Origin of the sequence: Vibrio sp. SCSIO 43140 (genome assembly GCF_023716585.1) — a bacterium.
Lineage (GTDB): Bacteria > Pseudomonadota > Gammaproteobacteria > Enterobacterales > Vibrionaceae > Vibrio > Vibrio maritimus_B.
This window is the reverse complement of sequence record NZ_CP071850.1, coordinates 2,202,448-2,219,297: the sequence shown is the minus strand read 5'-3', so window position 1 is coordinate 2,219,297 and position 16,850 is coordinate 2,202,448. Positions and strand designations below refer to the sequence as shown.

At 46.1% G+C, this 16,850-nt stretch carries 32 protein-coding genes; all 32 read left to right on the top strand.

The window, feature by feature from the left end:
- Positions 1-286: 286 nt before the first annotated feature.
- Positions 287-826 carry an LOG family protein gene (locus J4N45_RS10525; protein ID WP_252011362.1) on the top strand — a complete coding sequence of 180 codons (540 nt, stop codon included), beginning with the start codon at positions 287-289 and terminating at the stop codon, positions 824-826.
- A 41-nt stretch (positions 827-867) separates the two neighbouring features.
- A complete protein-coding gene (locus tag J4N45_RS10520; protein WP_252011361.1) occupies positions 868-1,404 on the top strand; it encodes a hypothetical protein in 537 nt (178 codons plus the stop codon).
- Positions 1,405-1,505: 101 nt separating this feature from the next.
- Positions 1,506-3,389 (top strand): BRCT domain-containing protein, encoded by a 1,884-nt coding sequence (locus tag J4N45_RS10515; protein ID WP_252011360.1) that lies wholly within the window; start codon positions 1,506-1,508, stop codon positions 3,387-3,389.
- 241 nt (positions 3,390-3,630) lie between these two features.
- Positions 3,631-3,978, top strand: a complete 348-nt coding sequence (locus J4N45_RS10510; protein WP_252011359.1) for a DUF3085 domain-containing protein — start codon at positions 3,631-3,633, stop codon at positions 3,976-3,978.
- A 14-nt stretch (positions 3,979-3,992) separates the two neighbouring features.
- Complete coding sequence (locus J4N45_RS10505) at positions 3,993-4,733, top strand: hypothetical protein (protein ID WP_252011358.1); 741 nt, start codon at positions 3,993-3,995, stop codon at positions 4,731-4,733.
- A 54-nt stretch (positions 4,734-4,787) separates the two neighbouring features.
- Positions 4,788-5,087: a hypothetical protein gene (locus J4N45_RS10500; protein ID WP_252011357.1), complete on the top strand. Its 300-nt coding sequence runs from the start codon at positions 4,788-4,790 to the stop codon at positions 5,085-5,087.
- A complete protein-coding gene (locus tag J4N45_RS10495) occupies positions 5,084-5,383 on the top strand; it encodes a hypothetical protein (protein ID WP_252011356.1) in 300 nt (99 codons plus the stop codon). The genes J4N45_RS10500 and J4N45_RS10495 overlap by 4 nt, the downstream gene beginning before the upstream one ends.
- Complete coding sequence (locus J4N45_RS10490; RefSeq protein ID WP_252011355.1) at positions 5,380-5,733, top strand: hypothetical protein; 354 nt, start codon at positions 5,380-5,382, stop codon at positions 5,731-5,733. The genes J4N45_RS10495 and J4N45_RS10490 overlap by 4 nt, the downstream gene beginning before the upstream one ends.
- A gap of 227 nt (positions 5,734-5,960) precedes the next feature.
- Entirely contained in the window at positions 5,961-6,488 is a 528-nt protein-coding gene (locus tag J4N45_RS10485; protein ID WP_252011354.1) for a hypothetical protein, read from the top strand.
- A gap of 74 nt (positions 6,489-6,562) precedes the next feature.
- The gene (locus J4N45_RS10480; protein WP_252011353.1) at positions 6,563-6,841 is read left to right on the top strand and encodes a hypothetical protein; all 279 of its coding nucleotides are present in this window, start codon (positions 6,563-6,565) and stop codon (positions 6,839-6,841) included.
- A gap of 3 nt (positions 6,842-6,844) precedes the next feature.
- Entirely contained in the window at positions 6,845-7,339 is a 495-nt protein-coding gene (locus J4N45_RS10475) for a hypothetical protein (RefSeq protein ID WP_252011352.1), read from the top strand.
- A 153-nt stretch (positions 7,340-7,492) separates the two neighbouring features.
- Positions 7,493-7,834, top strand: a complete 342-nt coding sequence (locus tag J4N45_RS10470; protein ID WP_252011351.1) for a hypothetical protein — start codon at positions 7,493-7,495, stop codon at positions 7,832-7,834.
- 269 nt (positions 7,835-8,103) lie between these two features.
- Positions 8,104-8,313: a hypothetical protein gene (locus tag J4N45_RS10465; protein WP_252011350.1), complete on the top strand. Its 210-nt coding sequence runs from the start codon at positions 8,104-8,106 to the stop codon at positions 8,311-8,313.
- The gene (locus J4N45_RS10460; protein WP_252011349.1) at positions 8,310-8,567 is read left to right on the top strand and encodes a hypothetical protein; all 258 of its coding nucleotides are present in this window, start codon (positions 8,310-8,312) and stop codon (positions 8,565-8,567) included. Before J4N45_RS10465 ends, J4N45_RS10460 begins: the two co-directional genes overlap by 4 nt.
- Before the next feature lie 17 nt (positions 8,568-8,584).
- Positions 8,585-9,010: a hypothetical protein gene (locus J4N45_RS10455; RefSeq protein ID WP_252011348.1), complete on the top strand. Its 426-nt coding sequence runs from the start codon at positions 8,585-8,587 to the stop codon at positions 9,008-9,010.
- 37 nt (positions 9,011-9,047) lie between these two features.
- Positions 9,048-9,332 (top strand): hypothetical protein, encoded by a 285-nt coding sequence (locus J4N45_RS10450; RefSeq protein WP_252011347.1) that lies wholly within the window; start codon positions 9,048-9,050, stop codon positions 9,330-9,332.
- A 356-nt stretch (positions 9,333-9,688) separates the two neighbouring features.
- Positions 9,689-11,110: a DNA cytosine methyltransferase gene (locus J4N45_RS10445; RefSeq protein WP_252011346.1), complete on the top strand. Its 1,422-nt coding sequence runs from the start codon at positions 9,689-9,691 to the stop codon at positions 11,108-11,110.
- A gap of 427 nt (positions 11,111-11,537) precedes the next feature.
- Entirely contained in the window at positions 11,538-11,915 is a 378-nt protein-coding gene (locus J4N45_RS10440; protein ID WP_252011345.1) for a hypothetical protein, read from the top strand.
- Positions 11,916-12,011: 96 nt separating this feature from the next.
- A complete protein-coding gene (locus tag J4N45_RS10435) occupies positions 12,012-12,299 on the top strand; it encodes a hypothetical protein (protein WP_252011344.1) in 288 nt (95 codons plus the stop codon).
- The gene (locus J4N45_RS10430; RefSeq protein WP_252011343.1) at positions 12,283-12,555 is read left to right on the top strand and encodes a hypothetical protein; all 273 of its coding nucleotides are present in this window, start codon (positions 12,283-12,285) and stop codon (positions 12,553-12,555) included. The genes J4N45_RS10435 and J4N45_RS10430 overlap by 17 nt, the downstream gene beginning before the upstream one ends.
- A gap of 13 nt (positions 12,556-12,568) precedes the next feature.
- Complete coding sequence (locus J4N45_RS10425; RefSeq protein WP_252011342.1) at positions 12,569-12,805, top strand: hypothetical protein; 237 nt, start codon at positions 12,569-12,571, stop codon at positions 12,803-12,805.
- 11 nt (positions 12,806-12,816) lie between these two features.
- Positions 12,817-13,110, top strand: coding sequence for a hypothetical protein (locus J4N45_RS10420; protein ID WP_252011341.1), 294 nt, complete (start codon positions 12,817-12,819; stop codon positions 13,108-13,110).
- 53 nt (positions 13,111-13,163) lie between these two features.
- Positions 13,164-13,682 carry a DUF6884 domain-containing protein gene (locus J4N45_RS10415; RefSeq protein WP_252011340.1) on the top strand — a complete coding sequence of 173 codons (519 nt, stop codon included), beginning with the start codon at positions 13,164-13,166 and terminating at the stop codon, positions 13,680-13,682.
- Positions 13,679-13,906, top strand: coding sequence for a hypothetical protein (locus tag J4N45_RS10410; RefSeq protein WP_252011339.1), 228 nt, complete (start codon positions 13,679-13,681; stop codon positions 13,904-13,906). The genes J4N45_RS10415 and J4N45_RS10410 overlap by 4 nt, the downstream gene beginning before the upstream one ends.
- 115 nt (positions 13,907-14,021) lie before the next feature.
- The gene (locus tag J4N45_RS10405) at positions 14,022-14,258 is read left to right on the top strand and encodes a hypothetical protein (RefSeq protein WP_252011338.1); all 237 of its coding nucleotides are present in this window, start codon (positions 14,022-14,024) and stop codon (positions 14,256-14,258) included.
- A gap of 23 nt (positions 14,259-14,281) precedes the next feature.
- Entirely contained in the window at positions 14,282-14,611 is a 330-nt protein-coding gene (locus tag J4N45_RS10400; RefSeq protein ID WP_252011337.1) for a hypothetical protein, read from the top strand.
- A gap of 60 nt (positions 14,612-14,671) precedes the next feature.
- Positions 14,672-14,848 (top strand): hypothetical protein, encoded by a 177-nt coding sequence (locus tag J4N45_RS10395; RefSeq protein ID WP_252011336.1) that lies wholly within the window; start codon positions 14,672-14,674, stop codon positions 14,846-14,848.
- Between the two features lie 12 nt (positions 14,849-14,860).
- Positions 14,861-15,064 carry a hypothetical protein gene (locus J4N45_RS10390; protein ID WP_252011335.1) on the top strand — a complete coding sequence of 68 codons (204 nt, stop codon included), beginning with the start codon at positions 14,861-14,863 and terminating at the stop codon, positions 15,062-15,064.
- Positions 15,065-15,113: 49 nt separating this feature from the next.
- Entirely contained in the window at positions 15,114-15,461 is a 348-nt protein-coding gene (locus J4N45_RS10385) for a hypothetical protein (RefSeq protein ID WP_252011334.1), read from the top strand.
- 35 nt (positions 15,462-15,496) lie between these two features.
- Positions 15,497-15,799 carry a hypothetical protein gene (locus J4N45_RS10380; protein ID WP_252011333.1) on the top strand — a complete coding sequence of 101 codons (303 nt, stop codon included), beginning with the start codon at positions 15,497-15,499 and terminating at the stop codon, positions 15,797-15,799.
- A gap of 106 nt (positions 15,800-15,905) precedes the next feature.
- The gene (locus J4N45_RS10375) at positions 15,906-16,172 is read left to right on the top strand and encodes a hypothetical protein (protein WP_252011332.1); all 267 of its coding nucleotides are present in this window, start codon (positions 15,906-15,908) and stop codon (positions 16,170-16,172) included.
- A gap of 42 nt (positions 16,173-16,214) precedes the next feature.
- Positions 16,215-16,778 (top strand): DUF5983 family protein, encoded by a 564-nt coding sequence (locus J4N45_RS10370; protein ID WP_252011331.1) that lies wholly within the window; start codon positions 16,215-16,217, stop codon positions 16,776-16,778.
- Positions 16,779-16,850 lie beyond the last annotated feature (72 nt).

Genomic DNA, 16,850 nt, shown 5'->3' with positions numbered 1-16,850 from the left:
TCTATGTGTATCTGGTTGTCTTGGTTGGGCATTGAAGACATTAGTGATGCAAAGACAGCCAGACTGCAATCTCTCAGTGTCATTCCAAGACCATCAGTTATGATCCCAATCTCAGTTTATTCACCAGGGACTATGCCAGGGCTGGAAGTATTTCTTCAGAGTCAAAGCATGAGAGTGAGCTGAATGAGAGGAGGTGACTGGTTGCCGCTGATTTGGTGATAACCGGCTTTCTCCCCCCATCTGGATTGATTACGCTGTGTTTATCTTTTTTATGATGGAGCATGATATGACCAAGTGTTACGCAGGAATTGGAGCGCGAAAAACACCCGATGACATCCAAAATTTGATGGACATCTTGGGCTATAAATTGGCTTCCCGTGGTTTTTGCTTGCGAAGTGGCGCGGCGGTGGGGGCAGATGCCGCATTCGAAAAAGGTTGTGATCGCTTCGGTGGAAGCAAACAGATCTTTTTGCCCTTTGACGGCTTTAACGGGCGGCATACCACCGAATCTGGTCTCATTGTGGGCGACCAAAAACTAGGTAGTAACATTGCCTCTCGATACCACAAGGCATGGCGACACCTTAAACCGACCGCCAAACTCATGATGAGCAGAAATACATTTCAGGTACTTGGCCAAGACACCAGAACGCCAGTGGATTTCATATTGTGTTGGACGCCAGATGGCAGTTTAGATGGTCGCCAGAGGAGCAGTGGCGGTACAGGCCAAGCACTGAGAATCGCTGCAAACTACGGTGTAAAAGTCTATAACCTCGCCAGAGAAGACCATCTTGCCATTGCAATGAATTGGGTTGAGGAGACTGCATAAGACGTTCTTCGTTGCACAGTTCATTATCATGGACGGAAAGTATGAACATAAAAGACGCATTTGAGTACGCGATTTCGAACCACAAACAACTTACCGCCAATGGGCAGAAAGTGATTGGGATTGCTCACAGACCATTACATACATTCAATGTGTTGATTCTGTCGCTCGGGTTGGACGAGGTATGTACTTGCGAAGATTGTGACCACGATGACTCTTGTGTAACGCCCTTCTATGAAGTAGAGATTGGCTATCATGGCGTGATAGAGCACGATACCGATGATGAAGACGTGCTGGAATATTTCCGTACCATCACATGGGATAACGACGAAACAGCGTTCCGCGAAGGTCTTATTTCTGCGATTCACTCTCCAGAGGAGGCGATAGAAGAGATCCCATTGTCTTGCCGTGATATTCAGTTTTTCGTTTATGAAATTAATGACGTACATCTAGAGCAAACGCATATTCTTGAGTTTCTTAGCAACGCATTTCCAGAACTCAAGGCGATGGAGCAGACGGCCTCCTACACAGAATTGTCTTTAAAAGCTCTGAGTTTTATTCACACCTTCAACGCAAGTTAATTTGCTGAAATAACTCCCCCCGATTTCCTTTCCACTCAGTGTCTCCCCCCTTTTTCAATCAGTACTCTAAAGGTCTATCAACGGCAAAAAGGAAGATATAAATGAAAGAGTTATTGTTGAAAGAGGTAGCGACATTAAGCAACGCGGAGCTGGGAGCACTTTGTACGCACCTCAATGTTCAATATCGCCAAGGTGAGCCGATGGTGAGCGATGAATGCTTTGACCAAGTGTATATGCCAGCCCTTGCTCAGCGCCTACCAGACCATCCGCTCATTGTGTCCCCTCAGAGTACCTTGCAAGGTAGTAAAGGTCGTGTTGCTCATCCAAGCCCGATGTTATCGACAGAAAAAGCGTACACAGAAGATGAGGTGAAGGCATTTGTCGCTCGCTGTGAAAAAGCGGCTAGAGAGCTGTCAGTAGATCCCACAACTCTGCAATATCGCGTCATGGCAAAGCTTGATGGCATTGCAGGACGTTATAATGCTGCCGAGCAACAATTAGTCACGCGTGGTGATGGCGCATTTGGCAATTGCATCAGTCATCTACTGCAAGATGGCTTGGTCATTCAAGGAAATGACAGTGAAAACGGTGTGGGTGAGGTTGTCATGCCGACCGAATACTTCGAGCGACATTTGTCAGAGCATTTCGCACACCCTCGAAACTTCGTTAGTGGCGTCGCAAGTTCCGACAATTACAGTGAGTTTGCACGCCAAGCATTAACCGATGGTGCAATTCACTTCGTGTTATACAGAGATATGCCACATGTGGTGGTTGATGGACCACAACTTGTCGGTTCTCTTCAAGAGCTGGTGGCAGAGATAAAATCGACGACAGTGTATCCAATTGATGGCACGGTCATTGAGGTCATGGGAGACGAACTTCGAGCTTCCATGGGGCATACAAGTCATCATCACCTATGGCAAGTGGCAAAAAAAGAAGTCGGTGAGACCAAAGACGTTCTAGTGACAGGTATTGATTGGCAAGTAGGCCGTTCAGGACGCGTTACACCGGTCATTCTCATCGAGCCGACCGAACTCAGTGGCGCGGTGATTTCTAAGGTGTCAGGGCATCATGCCGCGTATGTCCGTGACCATGGTATTGGCATAGGTGCTACGATTCAAATTGTGCGTTCTGGGGAAGTGATCCCCACTCACCGAAACACCACATCACCTGTAGAAGCCCAGCTTCCTAGCCACTGTCCGTGTTGCCATGAGCCGCTAAGTTGGAAGCAAACGTCTCAAAATCAATCACAGACATTCTTGGTGTGTGAGAATCTGCACTGCGAAGCCCAAAGTGAATCTGCGATACGCCACTTTTTCCGTACCATCCAGTGTGATTTGTTTGGGGAAAAATCTGTCTCAAAACTCGTGGAAGCGGGTTATACCCATGCTGAACACATTCTCACAATGGATAAGCAAGATTTCATTAACGCGGGGTTTGGCGCAGGCCAAAGCAAGAATTTTGTCGATGAGATAGCGCGAGTACGACGTGAGCCGTTGGCTGATAATCTACTGCTTGGTGCGTTAGGTATCTCCAAATTGGGACGTAGTGCCAGTGCAAAAATCTTGGCACATTACAAGATCACGGATTTAGACGGCATTAGCGCAGAACAGATTGAGGCCATTGATGGATTTGGCTCAATAACGTCAGTGAGTATTGCCAAAGCTCTGAAAGAGCGAGCGGCACAATTAACCCACTTGTTGTCGCTCAACTTCAACTTAACCCACCAGCAAGACAGCGCAGCCGATGGAACAGGATCGCTTTCTGGTATTCATATCGTGTTTACAGGCAGTATGAGCGGGTCACGCGATGAAATGAAAGCCGATGCGAAATCCAAAGGGGCAAATGTCCAATCTAGCGTGAACGGGAAAACCCAAATCTTGTGCTGTGGTGAAAAAGTTGGACAGAAAAAGCTCGATGCTGCGACCGCGAAAGGGGTTGAGATCATCAGTGAGGCTGAGTATTGGGAACGCTTCGCTGCATAACATGTCATTGAGTGACAAGGCGTCGATGATGGTGCGAGTTTGCTGTGCTATCGTCGGCGATTTTCGTTGCCCGACAGTCAAGACTGACAGCGAATAAGGTTGTTTTGACTGAGCCTGAATGACCTTGAACTGAGCGCTAAAGGGTCATCCTCCTTCTCCCCCCGTTTTCCTTGAGCGTGATTTTCTCCCCCCAAATTGCTTGCGTAGTCTGATAGTACATCCACAAAACAAGGGCATCATCATGGGAATCGCAATCTTTAGTCGCAAGCAAGTGGAAGAACTTGTCCAATTCTGTAAGAAGCACAATAAGCCTCAGTTTTTCCTTGCTAAAGATCAGGGGTTATATCTCGGTCAAACCGTTGGTAGCCACAAAACGAATGACTTTCAGAACAACGTTCAATACGCAAAAGGGTGTGACCCTAAGCTAGATGATGAGCTGTGGTGGGATAACTCAAGAGACATCGCAGGTGGCGACGATTTCGGTGAACACCTTCCTTTAGAAATGCTAGAGGAGCCACTAACTGACGACTCTTGGAAGACGTTTAAAGTAAAAATCACTGAAACCGAACTGACGTTCATCGTCGAGTAAATGGGGAGTGGAACATGAAGTATTTGACTCCAGAAGATGTGGCGACCTTGGTCGCTACTCTACTCATCAAACCCGAGTTACTGGGATGCTTTGATGAAAGCGGTCAACATGCCGCATTCATGAAAGATATTGGTGAAGTCGTTTCGAACCATTGCGGGGGTGAGGTGGCGACGGTTACGCACGGAAAAGACAACCAAGCGAACCGACTCGCAGTGGCTCCCAATGATTGTCTACCGAGTTTCTATCAAAACGTTTGGTCACCCTTTGACGTTGTAGGTTGGGAGTTCATGGATGTGGCTCAAGAGTGCGATGGTGGATTGAATATCGAAATGGGTGAAGAACTGACCCCCGACCAAATTCAAAATCTTCGCGTGAAAATGAGATCGCTTATTGCTCCATCGGACAACGTTCGCTACGAGTACGAACACAAAATGGTGGATTGGCGAGTTATTGAGGACACGCCAGTTGAAAAGAACGGTGATGATGTCCCTTACGTTGTCACGACCCGACTGGGTAATCAGCCTTCCATAGAGATGTACCCAGAAACGGAAGAGCAACCCACGTTTGGGTTTATCTGTGAAATCAATCATGGCGTCCCCGCGCTACACATCGACTTGGGTGGTGACAGTTTGCTCCACCTTCATGCTACAGGCGATGGATTAGTGCTGGTGTCTGATAGCGGTACACGTTTTGAGCACGCCCCGCCATCACGACACAGTTACCAAGACCCTAACGCGCTTATTGTCCGTTATTGATTCTGGCTGCGCTGTCAGTTGGCGGCGCGACTTTTGAAAAGGTAGGAGATAGCTATGTTGCAGATACTCTCAGAGCACAAAGCTCAAGTTACCGCAGAGCGTCTTGGACTTATCAAGATTGACCTCTTGATTGACCGTATCTGTTCAAGAGGGGAGCGTCGTCGGAAAGATTTTCTAGAGACGCAATGCAACCCAGCAATTTTTTTCGGCAATCCGATGCAGTTCTGGTTGACTCCTTTAGAAGTTAAAGTCCTACACCGACTTCGACTGGCTCAGCAGTTCTTCGACCACCGTGCTTTGGCTAGAGCAAGAATCAAACAGCGTCGCGCCCTGCGCCGCATGGAGAAACGATGATGAGAGATGATATTGCCGCTGTAGAAACAGCGAAGGAACTCGGGTTTAAGGTGGTGCGCACAAGCAACCGAAGCCGCATTGAACGCAGTGAATATCATATAGGCGACCCTATTCCACACAATCCATTGAGCTTTGAAATTGGTCGCATCGTGGTTTGGCAGGTGCGTGGAGGTTGGCATTTTGCAGAACTCATTGATGGACATTACACCAATCATTCTCAAGTAATGAACTTATCGTCATGCCTTGTCCTTGCTAGTCGTGTTCATCAAATAACATTAAAAGAGGTAAATGTATGACCCTGAAAAACATTACAAGATTTATCACTGATGACCTCAATTATCGAGTGATGCAAGCCTTGAAGGCTGGTGGAACGTACAAAGCAGAGGAAGTTATGCCACGTATTGAAGAGAGCATGACGATTGAGCAGGCCACTGTCTTTTGGGCGTTCTTGGAGTGGGTTCATAGTAATGGCAAGAAGTTTAACCGAACCACAATTTATGGCTTGATGTTGGAGTTCTACGAAGAAGCAGCGGATAGTAATGTTAAAGCCTATATCGATGGAAAGATAGTTGAGATCGACTTAGACAAAATAACGCTGGTTGAAGTGCAAGTGACCGATTTTAAACCCCGAAATTCAAAGTCATAGATTGATGTCGTAGTTTATTTTGGCGGTGCGTTTAACTGCAACGACGCATCGCCTTTTTTCTCCCCCCGAATCGCTGAACACACATTTTCTCCCCCCAAACAGAAGCCTTACTCTGATGTCAGAGCATTCGAATTCGAGTTAGTGAAAGAAATAACGTCTCTTAATTCAAAAACGAACCTCTACTGTTCGATATGCTCAACAGACACAGTGCCATAGGAGAAAACCCGATGAAACATTCATTATACGACGCCCAAGGAAACGAAATTCCACCACGACCTACGTGCGACGATTCGCTCATTAAACAATCAGTGATGAGTCTACTCAGTGAGGGAAAGTTCACCTTTGACATACCAGTCGGTCAGCATGAGTCTTTTGCGGATGACATTGCGAAACATGCGTCACTTGATTGTGATGAGTATGAATTGTCTAAGGAAATGGATAACGAGGGCTGGGCGGTCGATAAAAATTTTGTAGAAGATATGTCTTTGATCAACGGTGAAGTCAGTTATCGCCTTCGTAATGCGGTCAAGGAGTGGTTTGCTCAGTACAATCCAGTTCCTCCGTTTGAGGTGGGTACGGTCATATCTATAGGCTACAACCGCATGGGTAAAGGTTGTGGTGAGATAACAGGCATTTACGAACATCAACCAGCTAAATATCTTGTACGCCGTGATGGTCAGAAAGATGACGATAACAGCCGCTTACTCATCGCATTTGAAGAAGCGTCAGCTTATATCGAAAAAGCCTCTGCCTAAGTATTAACCATGCGTCTTAACGATAGGGCGCATCATTAATACCTACCCCCATACCCCACACGGAGAGACCTAGAATGTCATTGCGTTTAATTCATATTGAAAATTTGCAACTCTGGATCAATGAGAGAGAAGGTTCCGACCTTACCTTTAATCAAGTTCAACATTTTGTTCAAGAGACTTCGCTCGATGATCTCTTTGCCATGGTAAAAGGTACCCAGACGGGAGAAACACCTGTCCTTGCGAACGAGGTATTGGCCGCATGTGAGGGTGTTCAATTGTCATCGATAGATCCTGAGTGTGAGCCACTGATTCAAGACCAATTGGCGTCCATTTTACTGAGCGTAGGAGAATGACCTATGAGCCATCCATCAAAAGAGTACAACGAGCTTTGGGCTTGGTTTAAGGACGCGTTTCGCTTGAATCAATTGATTGAATCGCTACCTGATGAGTCCATCTCTGATTTCGATTCACGAGAGGTGATGGCTGAAGGGGTATCAAGCTTTAAAAAGGGGACAGAAAAACATCTTGCGGTTATCAAAGCAAAGTTGTTGGTGTTCAATGAGCACAAGACTCCTAATGGAAGTGAAGGCTTTAGTGTATGGCTAAACTTTGTCGACGTTCCCGTTGTGCACCTTCCCCAGCTTATAGAGGTTTGGTCGCAGCACATACCGTCAGGCAATGCTCGTGAGTACGTCATGCACATCGACTTTAACAGTGGAAGTCATGCTTCAGTGTTTATTGAAAAGTTCCACCTTGTGGACAAGGACGACCCAAAGTTAGAAGTCCTCATGGTACTTAAGAATGTACTGGATGAGATGTTGGCAGGCGATTATAACCTATTGCATTTCTGACAGGTTATCGATGTCAATGAACGATATACAAGAATGAGCGCTAAGCAAAGCGCTCATCTTTTTGATCCCCCCGTTTCGTATATAGCACGACGTGCTCCCCCCAAATACGATCGCTACTATGAACGTATGTCACGAGATAAAAGGAAATCGGCAATGTCTGAACGCAAAGTTAACCTGTGGGTTCTAAAAAATGACAACTGGCAACAAGTGAATGTTAACTCAATGACTTTGAGCGAGGGTGAAGACCTAAAGCGTGATTACGAGAGAAGCGGCATTTCATTTAAAGACATTGAATTGAGAGACGCAGGAGAAACCTTAATGGAAAAGCTTCACGTCAAATGTACTTGTGGTCGCGATGAGAAATTGACCGAGCAACAGGCTGATGATTTGCCGTGGCAAGAATCTGAAAAGGTGAACTGCCATTGCGGTAAGGCACTACCACACAAAGGTCACGGCAAGGTTGGAAACTTCGGCACTGCTTGGGTTAGTGAGTAGATAGCGTGAACCATAAGCTTTTATAACTTCCGAGATACAAATACAAGGAGACTCAACCATGTCTAATCGAGATGGCAAAGGAGCGAAGAGACGTCGCGGCCAAAAAGTGTCGCATTCTAAGCGAGGTGATCTTTGTCCACGTTGTCGCGAGAACAAATTAAAAGCAATGTACCCTTCGTTTCCACCAAAGCCTCATATGAAAGATTACGCTTTTTGCGAAAATCCCCGATGTCGCTTTAGCAATTTCTAACAACAAGAACGAAAGCATTATGAGAAACAGCAAAGTTAAGCAGATGATTTGTAGTGTTGAAATATATCGTCGCAATGGCTGTCTTCCTGCAAAGTACCAATTCACCTACAAGGATGGTGAGTTCGGATATTGGGTGCACCTGAAAACTGGCTGGTTTTTTAGAGCTGTGTATCTCGGTTGTGTCTCTGTGACTGCCGACCAACTAACCAAAGGTAGGTTCGAATCATGAAATTAAAAGAACGTGACCCACGTATCGCACAGAGAAAAGGGCACTATCACTCGATGGCTGAATACCTTCGACTAAAGCATCAATTTGAGGCTTGCCACCAGCCTGTAAAGAACGGCAAGTTTCATAATCTTGCAAAGAAATTGGAGTCATCGCTACCTCGGGGGTTAAGAACCGCTGGTGGCTTACTAACTACTGAACTGCTGCTTGAAATTATCAATGACGAGAAGCTTCAAGAAGCGGCGCTGAAAAGCTAACTAACGAGGCAAGGACGATGGCGACAATTAAATACCTTCCGACGAGAGAAATAAAACCTGTCGTGAACTTAATGGTTGAACGGCACAAGTTTGGCGAACTGAGCTTTCCTGATTCGCAAACTGCTACTTCTGAAGATATAGAAGAGTCGCTGTTGCTTCTTAGTTACGGGATAAACCCAAACATAACAATGATGGACAAGCGAGATGGTAGTTCCGTTATCTTAAACGGAAATCGATTCATTAGAGCTGTTATTGAGTATGTGAGTGATCTGCACGTTTATCCAATTAATGGCCACCTTGAATCATTTCAAGGGAAACGGTTTAGTGAACTTACGCGCAGCGATCAACGAAAAATCCGAACGGCTGACTTAACTATCACTATTTGTACTGAAGAGTCAGGACTTTTTTCTGATCTATCCAAAATTGCACAGCGCTTGAGCTGATGATTTTCCCCACGTACTTTTTTGACAGTGAGGCATTATGCTGAATAAAGAATATAGAGCTATCGCAGTTGGTCTAGCGAAATTTGATTTTGACCATCATAAGGACTTCGGCAATAAGTCACTAAGCCATCAAGCGGTTTCTGAGGTTTTCAATGCGTTACACCCAACCGATGCTGAGCAATGCGCCCACATCAAACGATACGAAATCATGTTTGACGCTTACAACGAGGAGCTTGCCCGTCTTCATGCAGCGGCCAGAACGCCACTGGAAGTTGCCAAAGAGAATCACACTCAAGAAGCATTAGGCGCGAAGCTGCTTTGAGTGCGGTCGAGCAAGTAGGCCATTACACGGCGTTGCTACTTAGTTAGAAGCGCAGCCAGAATAAGAAGGCTCTTTTTTTTTCTCCAGGCCACGTCGCTGGTGGCATGTTCGATGTGTCCTTTTATTGTCATTCAAGGACACTGACTTGGGCTATAGTTGTCGCCAGGGGATGTTAGGTCAATTTCTTTGCTTGAAGTGGTGTTGCGATTCAGGCTAAGACATTCAGCGTACAGCAATGAGCAGTAGCACCTCGATGTTTAATGCCCCCCGTTTTGCGATCCGTCGACTCGCTCCCCCCAATTCACGGCTCTATCTTAATCCTTACTGATAAGAACGATGTAAGAAGGTGAATGATGATGAGCACTCTCTCTATCTCTGTCCCAACCATCTGTACGAAACGACGAAAGGTCACTAAGTATGCTGATGGCAAAAGAAAGATTCAATACAGTAGCAATATCCTACGCGCAATCGGTTTTGAACCCGGTACGCGGCTGATTGAGAAACCATTGGAGTCTGGCGGGTATTCAATTGAAGTTGCAACTTCCACTGGCAATCCGTTAATGATGGCGACCAAGAAGGTTTACGAGCGAGAGTATAAACGACGTCGTAATAACCCGTTTGAAAGCTATATCGAATCCACTTCACAAGCTGTACTCAATACCATTGATAAGTCATGCGATTATGTCCACCTGACAATGACATTTGGGAAGATCATCGTCAAAGAGGTGAAGGATATTGTCGCCGAACGCATAACAAAGTTATTGAATAGCAAAAATCCGTTTACCGTCTTTAGTGCATTATCCTCGGGAGTCGATGCTCACGCAGCCCAATCGGTGGGGTTTGAGATAGTGTCAGCCCTTGACTACCGACCACAGGAAAGCCGAGACAAACAGGATTTTACCGAAACAGGCATGCTGTCATTCCTTCACAATGTCACTGGTGTAAAACACTTTTTTAATGAAGATATTTATGAAGTATCTCCTGAGATGGTAGCGCACTTCACTCGGCACTCTCCCAGTTCCCTATTGACGCTTTCACCTCAATGTGATGATTTTTCGGTCGCTAAATCAAAGTCCCTCAAAGACAAAAGCTTTGAAGATTTGAGCTCTACGCTCGATATGCTTGTCCCTTGTCTGAATTTCATTCGACGACTTCAGTTCCCTATGATTCTGACCGAAAATGTCCCCGGTTTTGGAAGTTCAGCTTTGGGGCAGGTTTGGGATCTCCAATTACGTCGATTAGGTTATACGACCTACCAAGCAACACTCGACCCGCTTGAACATGAAGGCAGGACATCGAGAAAGCGCTTTTATCACTTTGCAACGTCACTTCCGGTAAAATTTGCGTTTCCTGACCCTACAGGTAAGGCAAAACTCGGGGTATGGGAGAGTCTGATTGAACCGAGGTTAGAAGACTTTAGGGATGTTTCACATTCAATCAGTATTCAGAAAGGTGCAGCGAGTGGCAGGTTACGAACGATCACTCCAGAAAAGGCCCACAGCCCTTCGATATTAAAAAGTCAGCTTAGAATGTGTAAAGATAGTGTGGTCATCTCAACGCCAGATGGACGATATTTGTGGCCTGATGAGAAGTTGATGAACGATCTAATGGGTATACCAGATTCATTCAGCCATGACATCTCCAGTACTACCATCGCCTCAGAAATCATTGGGCAATCCGTGGACTACCCGCATTATCAGCGCATTCTACAAGCCATAAAATCTCATTTGAGCGCCTTTTTGGAACAGCAGGCGTGGCCAATGGCAGAAGCAAGTTAACTCGCCCAGTCGTGTGGTTTGACTGTCAGTCATTGACGATGACAAAGAAGCATAGGGGAGTAAGCTGCTCCCCCCGTTTCGGCTGGGGCTTTGTCGCTCCCCCCATTTCAGTTTTGTAATCTAACCCTATCGAAATTGAGAGGGTTACCATTATGTACTTTGATTACTTAGTGTTAGATATGCTTGCTGTTTTTGCTGTGAAGATTGTGCTTAGCTGTCTGCTTATGTGGAGAACTGAGTACATCACAGGACGTGACATCGATTGGGTCATCAACGGGCAACATTTTATAAAGCACACTTTAAAACCACATTATCCTCACCTCTACATTGCGCATCGCATCTGTGCGCATTTGGAGGGCATCTGCTTGATGGCCATCATATTGTCGACCATCGCCTTCTTGACCCTTGGAATTTAAGAGGGCTAGGTATGAAGTTAACGAGTAAACAAGCGCGTCACATCTGCACGAATCCTAAAGCACATATGGACTTTGTTCTTCGTGGCGCGGTGCCATCAGAAAAGCCTGCTCCTATGACACCCTTGCGACAGCTGATTGAGAGCATTCCAACGTCATTGTGGCGTGAGTATCAAGGCATTCGCTTGTCACCTGAAATGGGCTTTAACTGCTCATTCCAATTTCGAAATCTACACCAACTCTATAACTGGTTAGGGGGTGGTCAAACCCTGATTGGCAACAAGAGATTGCCCTATCAGTCTTACCTCAATAGGCGCGTAGTTCATGTTTCATTGGAGACATTGCAAGGTCATTGCGTTAAGTACGCGACAGTCTCTTTAAAGAGATGCTGAAGGGGTTGAACAGATTAGATGGCGAAAATAGCCCCTCTAATCCACATATTCATTGCCTGACATTGATACGCTGATGTAGGTGGTAAGGAGAAAGACATGGCTGCTTATGTGATTGAACGATGTGACTCAGCGGAAGTGAAAGCGGAATTCAACGAAGCCAAAAAGGGCTTGTGGAGTTGGAGTTGGGATCGTGGTCCGGCATTGTTTGAGAAAGACAGCGATCAAGAAGCGATAGAGTACTTTCACCGTTACAAACGTTACTTTTCGGATAAAGCCTATCGACTGTTGACGTTCCCGAGCGGTACAACGCTCGCGGCTTTGAATACCCAAGATGTCAGCCAGTTCAATGAAATTGAAGGAGAAGGACATGATGTCACTATATAACGTAATCCGTTTGCACATCGCTGAGTTATATGAGAATGAGCAAGAGCTCAAGGCACTTCAGAAAGAGAAACCCCATTACAAAGAGTATTTTGCCGCGAAATTGGATGGTGTTATGCAGTCTCGCATCAAACTCGAAGTTGAGCTTGAAAAGGCAGGGTATGAACGCCCTGTGCGCATTGATGGCTATACCGATACCGTGGTTAACGAAGATTCTGTCGTGATCGAGAATGGCAGAGTTGTCTCAGAAAGACATTAAAGGAGAGAGAAACATGTATGTATGGGAGCACGAAAATTGGACATATGACTACGGCAGACCACTAACGGTAGGAGATAAAGTCAAGGTCACCAACAAGTCTAAATTTAGCGATCTAATAGGGGGTGAATTTTATGTCACGTCGCTCTCTTATGATGATGATGGGCTGAAAATCGGAATCAATGATGGTACCGATAGTTCCAGTACAGCTTATGACGGCCTTCGCATTGATGATTTAGCCTCTGTACCGTAAGGAGATACCCCATGACACAACATGTGTTCACCACCGAAACGCACTCGGTTTTTTGTGGCTATGATCGGCCATTGCAAGGCTTCTTTCTCGTTATCGAGAAATTAGGCGGAGAAGATATTCCCCTGTATAGCAACTTGGATGAAACCGATCCGACTCTGGTTCATCCAAAATCATTCGATCATTTTGCGAATGTCTTGGAGCAACATGCTATCGAGATCCCTGATGGTTTGATTGCTGCGCTCAATGACGATCTTAAGCATAACCGAGGGAATGGCTTGACGAACTGGGATAAGTCCGTCCATTAACCAGTGAGGTGCAGGCTGTCATCGTCTGCACCCTTTAAATTCAAGGAATGACCATGAAAAAGCCTGTCGTTATTATTAACTGTTCAGCAAAAAAGCTTGCAGTTCCTGCGATGGCCGCAGACCTGTATTGCGACCCCAATTCACTCAATCATATGGTTAACAAGCACCTAGGTCGGGCGGGTGGCGATTGTGCTGACGTACTTATTTTGTCTGCCCACTATGGTTTGATTTCAGCGCGTGATGAGTTAGCTCCCTATGAATCAAAGATGCCGAGTGATGATGCTTCCATCGAAGAGTGGGTAGGGCAACACAAACGTAGGTCTCTTGCTGTTCTGAATGAGACCCTAGATGGACGAGATGTCTTTGTATTGCTGACCAAAAACTACCTTAACGCCTTTTCACAAATCATTGAAGGAAGTCCAGTCTCGCAGCGCCTTAAATCAATGCGGGTATCCACGGATCACGTAGGGATATTGCAACTCAAAGGGCGATTAAAGCGAACATTGCTGCACATCAAAGGTGAGCCTATGCCCGAGGATTTGTCGCTTGTTCTGGGTTCGCAGGCGCGATGACCCGTTTTGAGTTCGACAATACGGCTTTTGGCGGCAATATGTATGCTGTCTATGAAGGAGAGCGAAAGTTCATTGTGAGTGTGAATTTCCCAGAGAGACTGTTCGGCCTGCTGCCAGAGCGCCCCGCTGATGATGATGAATTTGATCCATGGGAAATTCAGTGGGTAAGGTGTGAAAGTGTTACTGAGGTGTATGTTCCTCAAGTTATCCAGTTCAATCAATAACCCCAATCAATCAAAACCCATCCCCCCGTTTTCATTAACCACGATTTTCTCCCCCCAGTTTGTCTTAGTAATCTAACCCTATCGAAACAAAACAATCTTTAGACGGGGTGACACCATGGCAGCACTGAAAGTATTTGAATTGACTCGTTGTTGGAAAGACCCAAGAGGGCGCTATCTAATTGCTGCAACGTCGAAGACTGAAGCTGCGAAGCTTCTGGGGTGCAGTCTTTATCACCTTTCTACCTATTCGTATGTGCTTGATGCAGATCACCCAGAGTACAAAACCGCTATGTCAAAACCAAAGACGCCATTTAAAACGATGGATGATCGAACACCCTTTCAACCTTTATAACATCTGATAAAAGGAGCCACATCATGGCACGAACCAAAGTTCATCACTCTGACGATGCCTGTCACATCCTGATCAAAGGCGATAAGCGTAATCCCGAGCCGACGTTGCATGTGATTCAGTTTCCGGGTGGGAAAGTGGAAGTCAGCCGTTGTTCAGATGGCAGTTATTACACTCATATCCATGTCAATGAAAGCGCCGATATCATCGATTCTCGCGTTGATTATCCCTTTGAAATCGCACGTCAGCGCGTAGATGACGGACTGGGGCCAATCCCAACAATCGACCAGTTTGAACACATTGAAAAAATCGCTATCAAGATTAATGGTGCCTATGAGTCGAGTGAGACCCTGTAGCCTCTGAATTAACCCCGCGCTTGGCTGGTGGTCGAGCGCTAATCAAACAAGGAGGTCATGATGAATACTGTCATTGTCCGACCACTAACGGAAGCTGAAATTAAGCGATTTGAAAAGGCTGAAGCCCAAGAGAAGAACATCGCTCAAACCTATGGTCCGTATAGCGAGCACGATTCAATTCGTGAAGGTATGTGGATCATGAAAACGGGTCAGTTTGGCCACTCACACTTTGATTAAACGAGGTTCACTATGTCACACAGTATCCAATCGAAACTAACGGAACTTGGGATGGATTCTGAGCATCTTGATGCCGTGGTAGACCATGCGGCGCAAATTCAAGTGTCTCGCATCAACAATGAAGGTATGGAAGCGCAGCTCCGATATTTAGAGCAGCAAGGCTATTCTGAAAACGAGATCCTTGCAGTGATAGCCAGCGTTGAGGCGGCGCAGTAACCATTTGGCCCTGCTTAATTGCGGGGCACTTTATCGAGCAGGAGCGACTATGAGCGGTATTTTATCTATAACTCATCCAGAGCTATCCCACACAGGTAAGCGGGTACTGATAGAACGTTACTTACAGCGATGCAGCAGCAAAAACGTCACGTATTCGTTTTCCGTCACTGACAACCAGTTAACGGTCTCTCCAGCATTCAAATCACAAGAAGCGTATGACCGCGTTGAATCCGGCATCTTGGAGATACTGTCGGACATGTGCGAGGAAATGGACAGTCGTGGCCGTGGTTGTTCTGACCACTACAACTGTTGCGACTGTGGTGGCGAGAACTGTGGCTGTCGCTACTGCTTCTCTTGCAATGCCTGTCACGAATGCCTTGGCGACGATGACGAGTAGGTCATTCAACGAACATCCACTAGAGGGGTACGACAATGCGATATCACGATACGTTAACGGCAAATGAGCAGCAAATTTGGAATACTGAATCGGTTTTCAAGCCAGTGTCAGAATGGACGGAAGACGACGGCCAAGCGCTCTTTTTTCGACTCGACGCCGGGGAACCACCACAAGTGACATCCCCAATCTCCAGTGATTGGGACTCTTCGTACTTTACGCATTTCATGGCTTTGCCAAACGAGTTGGTAAGCATTAACAAGTACCGGGAAACATGTATCAAGTCCGGCATTGAAACTGAAGTGGAAGCCTTACTGTTTGACCTGCCATCTCACGACTAATAAGCCTCCCCCCGTTTGATATCGGGGGTGATTTCCTCCCCCCAGATTGAATTGCAATACTGACCTTACTCAAGTCAATAGCAGCTTACATTGTGTGGGGTTCATCATGGCATTCTTTCATCAAGCTTTAGAGGTCTCAAAGGTAAGTGGATTTCGAATGTTCATGCAAGGCGTGTACGCAACGAGTCCTGCTCAAGCTGTGCATCAGTTGATGGCAATGCTTGAGGCCGACAAATACACATTAGAGTCGATTCCCTTTGATGGAGATGAGTCAATCATCGCACGCATCACTACGGGTGAATTTCGCGGTCTGTACGATGTGGAATACTCCCTTGCTAGAGGTGAGTTGACCTTACTTGAGCAGTTGTATTAGTCCTTTCAACACCACCAACCAACAATCAGTGAGGGTAGGGTTATGAGTCAGATATTGACGGTAGACGATGTATTAGCAGGCGAATTTCGATTTCAAACCATTTTACCGCAGTGGTCGAATGACGAAGTTCTAGAACAGTTTTTGGGTAGCCATGTTGATGAAGCAGATGGCTTTAGGTTCGATAATGTCGAAGGCACCTACGCCGAAGTGACGTTGCCATCTGGTGAAACCTTTGAAGTGCACGCTGGTGGAGCTGGAGACAGCTACAGTCATCTCATTACCTTTAAGTCACTCAATGACAGTGAAAACGAGACAGAACAGGTCACCTTCAATGAAGAATATAAAACCGTTGGGGTCTGCACAAATCACATGACCTATGAAGACAGCTTGGAGTTGTCTCGCATGGTCAAAGAAGATGCGTCAATGATAGCGGAAAGACCAACCGGCTTTTTCGTGAAGTTATACGAAGAAGATAATAAGCCGTACCCCAATCTGTCACCCGCCCTCAACGCCATTCTTTTATCGGCTGCAAAACAGGGTTATCGTTGTGTTGAGTTCGATGGTGATGCGTCAGAAGTGGATGGTGCGCCTAGCTTCGATTGGTAATTCGGTGTCCATGCACCTCATTCAAAACGTCAACGAGTAGCGTTGGCTTGTCAATGTCATGATGTAAGGAGT

Excerpts from the sequence above, each read along its gene's own strand:
- J4N45_RS10520 (WP_252011361.1), top strand. The coding sequence starts at position 868 with ATGAACATAAAAGACGCATTTGAGTACGCGATTTCGAACCACAAACAA.
- J4N45_RS10450 (WP_252011347.1), top strand. The coding sequence starts at position 9,048 with ATGCTGAATAAAGAATATAGAGCTATCGCAGTTGGTCTAGCGAAATTT.
- J4N45_RS10490 (WP_252011355.1), top strand. The coding sequence starts at position 5,380 with ATGACCCTGAAAAACATTACAAGATTTATCACTGATGACCTCAATTAT.
- J4N45_RS10495 (WP_252011356.1), top strand. The coding sequence starts at position 5,084 with ATGATGAGAGATGATATTGCCGCTGTAGAAACAGCGAAGGAACTCGGG.
- J4N45_RS10405 (WP_252011338.1), top strand. The coding sequence starts at position 14,022 with ATGGCAGCACTGAAAGTATTTGAATTGACTCGTTGTTGGAAAGACCCA.
- J4N45_RS10475 (WP_252011352.1), top strand. The coding sequence starts at position 6,845 with ATGAGCCATCCATCAAAAGAGTACAACGAGCTTTGGGCTTGGTTTAAG.
- J4N45_RS10400 (WP_252011337.1), top strand. The coding sequence starts at position 14,282 with ATGGCACGAACCAAAGTTCATCACTCTGACGATGCCTGTCACATCCTG.
- J4N45_RS10465 (WP_252011350.1), top strand. The coding sequence starts at position 8,104 with ATGAGAAACAGCAAAGTTAAGCAGATGATTTGTAGTGTTGAAATATAT.
- J4N45_RS10485 (WP_252011354.1), top strand. The coding sequence starts at position 5,961 with ATGAAACATTCATTATACGACGCCCAAGGAAACGAAATTCCACCACGA.
- J4N45_RS10510 (WP_252011359.1), top strand. The coding sequence starts at position 3,631 with ATGGGAATCGCAATCTTTAGTCGCAAGCAAGTGGAAGAACTTGTCCAA.
- J4N45_RS10525 (WP_252011362.1), top strand. The coding sequence starts at position 287 with ATGACCAAGTGTTACGCAGGAATTGGAGCGCGAAAAACACCCGATGAC.
- J4N45_RS10515 (WP_252011360.1), top strand. The coding sequence starts at position 1,506 with ATGAAAGAGTTATTGTTGAAAGAGGTAGCGACATTAAGCAACGCGGAG.
- J4N45_RS10410 (WP_252011339.1), top strand. The coding sequence starts at position 13,679 with ATGACCCGTTTTGAGTTCGACAATACGGCTTTTGGCGGCAATATGTAT.
- J4N45_RS10375 (WP_252011332.1), top strand. The coding sequence starts at position 15,906 with ATGGCATTCTTTCATCAAGCTTTAGAGGTCTCAAAGGTAAGTGGATTT.
- J4N45_RS10460 (WP_252011349.1), top strand. The coding sequence starts at position 8,310 with ATGAAATTAAAAGAACGTGACCCACGTATCGCACAGAGAAAAGGGCAC.
- J4N45_RS10500 (WP_252011357.1), top strand. The coding sequence starts at position 4,788 with ATGTTGCAGATACTCTCAGAGCACAAAGCTCAAGTTACCGCAGAGCGT.
- J4N45_RS10430 (WP_252011343.1), top strand. The coding sequence starts at position 12,283 with ATGATGTCACTATATAACGTAATCCGTTTGCACATCGCTGAGTTATAT.
- J4N45_RS10440 (WP_252011345.1), top strand. The coding sequence starts at position 11,538 with ATGAAGTTAACGAGTAAACAAGCGCGTCACATCTGCACGAATCCTAAA.
- J4N45_RS10435 (WP_252011344.1), top strand. The coding sequence starts at position 12,012 with ATGGCTGCTTATGTGATTGAACGATGTGACTCAGCGGAAGTGAAAGCG.
- J4N45_RS10395 (WP_252011336.1), top strand. The coding sequence starts at position 14,672 with ATGAATACTGTCATTGTCCGACCACTAACGGAAGCTGAAATTAAGCGA.
- J4N45_RS10455 (WP_252011348.1), top strand. The coding sequence starts at position 8,585 with ATGGCGACAATTAAATACCTTCCGACGAGAGAAATAAAACCTGTCGTG.
- J4N45_RS10385 (WP_252011334.1), top strand. The coding sequence starts at position 15,114 with ATGAGCGGTATTTTATCTATAACTCATCCAGAGCTATCCCACACAGGT.
- J4N45_RS10470 (WP_252011351.1), top strand. The coding sequence starts at position 7,493 with ATGTCTGAACGCAAAGTTAACCTGTGGGTTCTAAAAAATGACAACTGG.
- J4N45_RS10425 (WP_252011342.1), top strand. The coding sequence starts at position 12,569 with ATGTATGTATGGGAGCACGAAAATTGGACATATGACTACGGCAGACCA.
- J4N45_RS10480 (WP_252011353.1), top strand. The coding sequence starts at position 6,563 with ATGTCATTGCGTTTAATTCATATTGAAAATTTGCAACTCTGGATCAAT.
- J4N45_RS10415 (WP_252011340.1), top strand. The coding sequence starts at position 13,164 with ATGAAAAAGCCTGTCGTTATTATTAACTGTTCAGCAAAAAAGCTTGCA.
- J4N45_RS10420 (WP_252011341.1), top strand. The coding sequence starts at position 12,817 with ATGACACAACATGTGTTCACCACCGAAACGCACTCGGTTTTTTGTGGC.
- J4N45_RS10390 (WP_252011335.1), top strand. The coding sequence starts at position 14,861 with ATGTCACACAGTATCCAATCGAAACTAACGGAACTTGGGATGGATTCT.
- J4N45_RS10445 (WP_252011346.1), top strand. The coding sequence starts at position 9,689 with ATGAGCACTCTCTCTATCTCTGTCCCAACCATCTGTACGAAACGACGA.
- J4N45_RS10370 (WP_252011331.1), top strand. The coding sequence starts at position 16,215 with ATGAGTCAGATATTGACGGTAGACGATGTATTAGCAGGCGAATTTCGA.
- J4N45_RS10505 (WP_252011358.1), top strand. The coding sequence starts at position 3,993 with ATGAAGTATTTGACTCCAGAAGATGTGGCGACCTTGGTCGCTACTCTA.
- J4N45_RS10380 (WP_252011333.1), top strand. The coding sequence starts at position 15,497 with ATGCGATATCACGATACGTTAACGGCAAATGAGCAGCAAATTTGGAAT.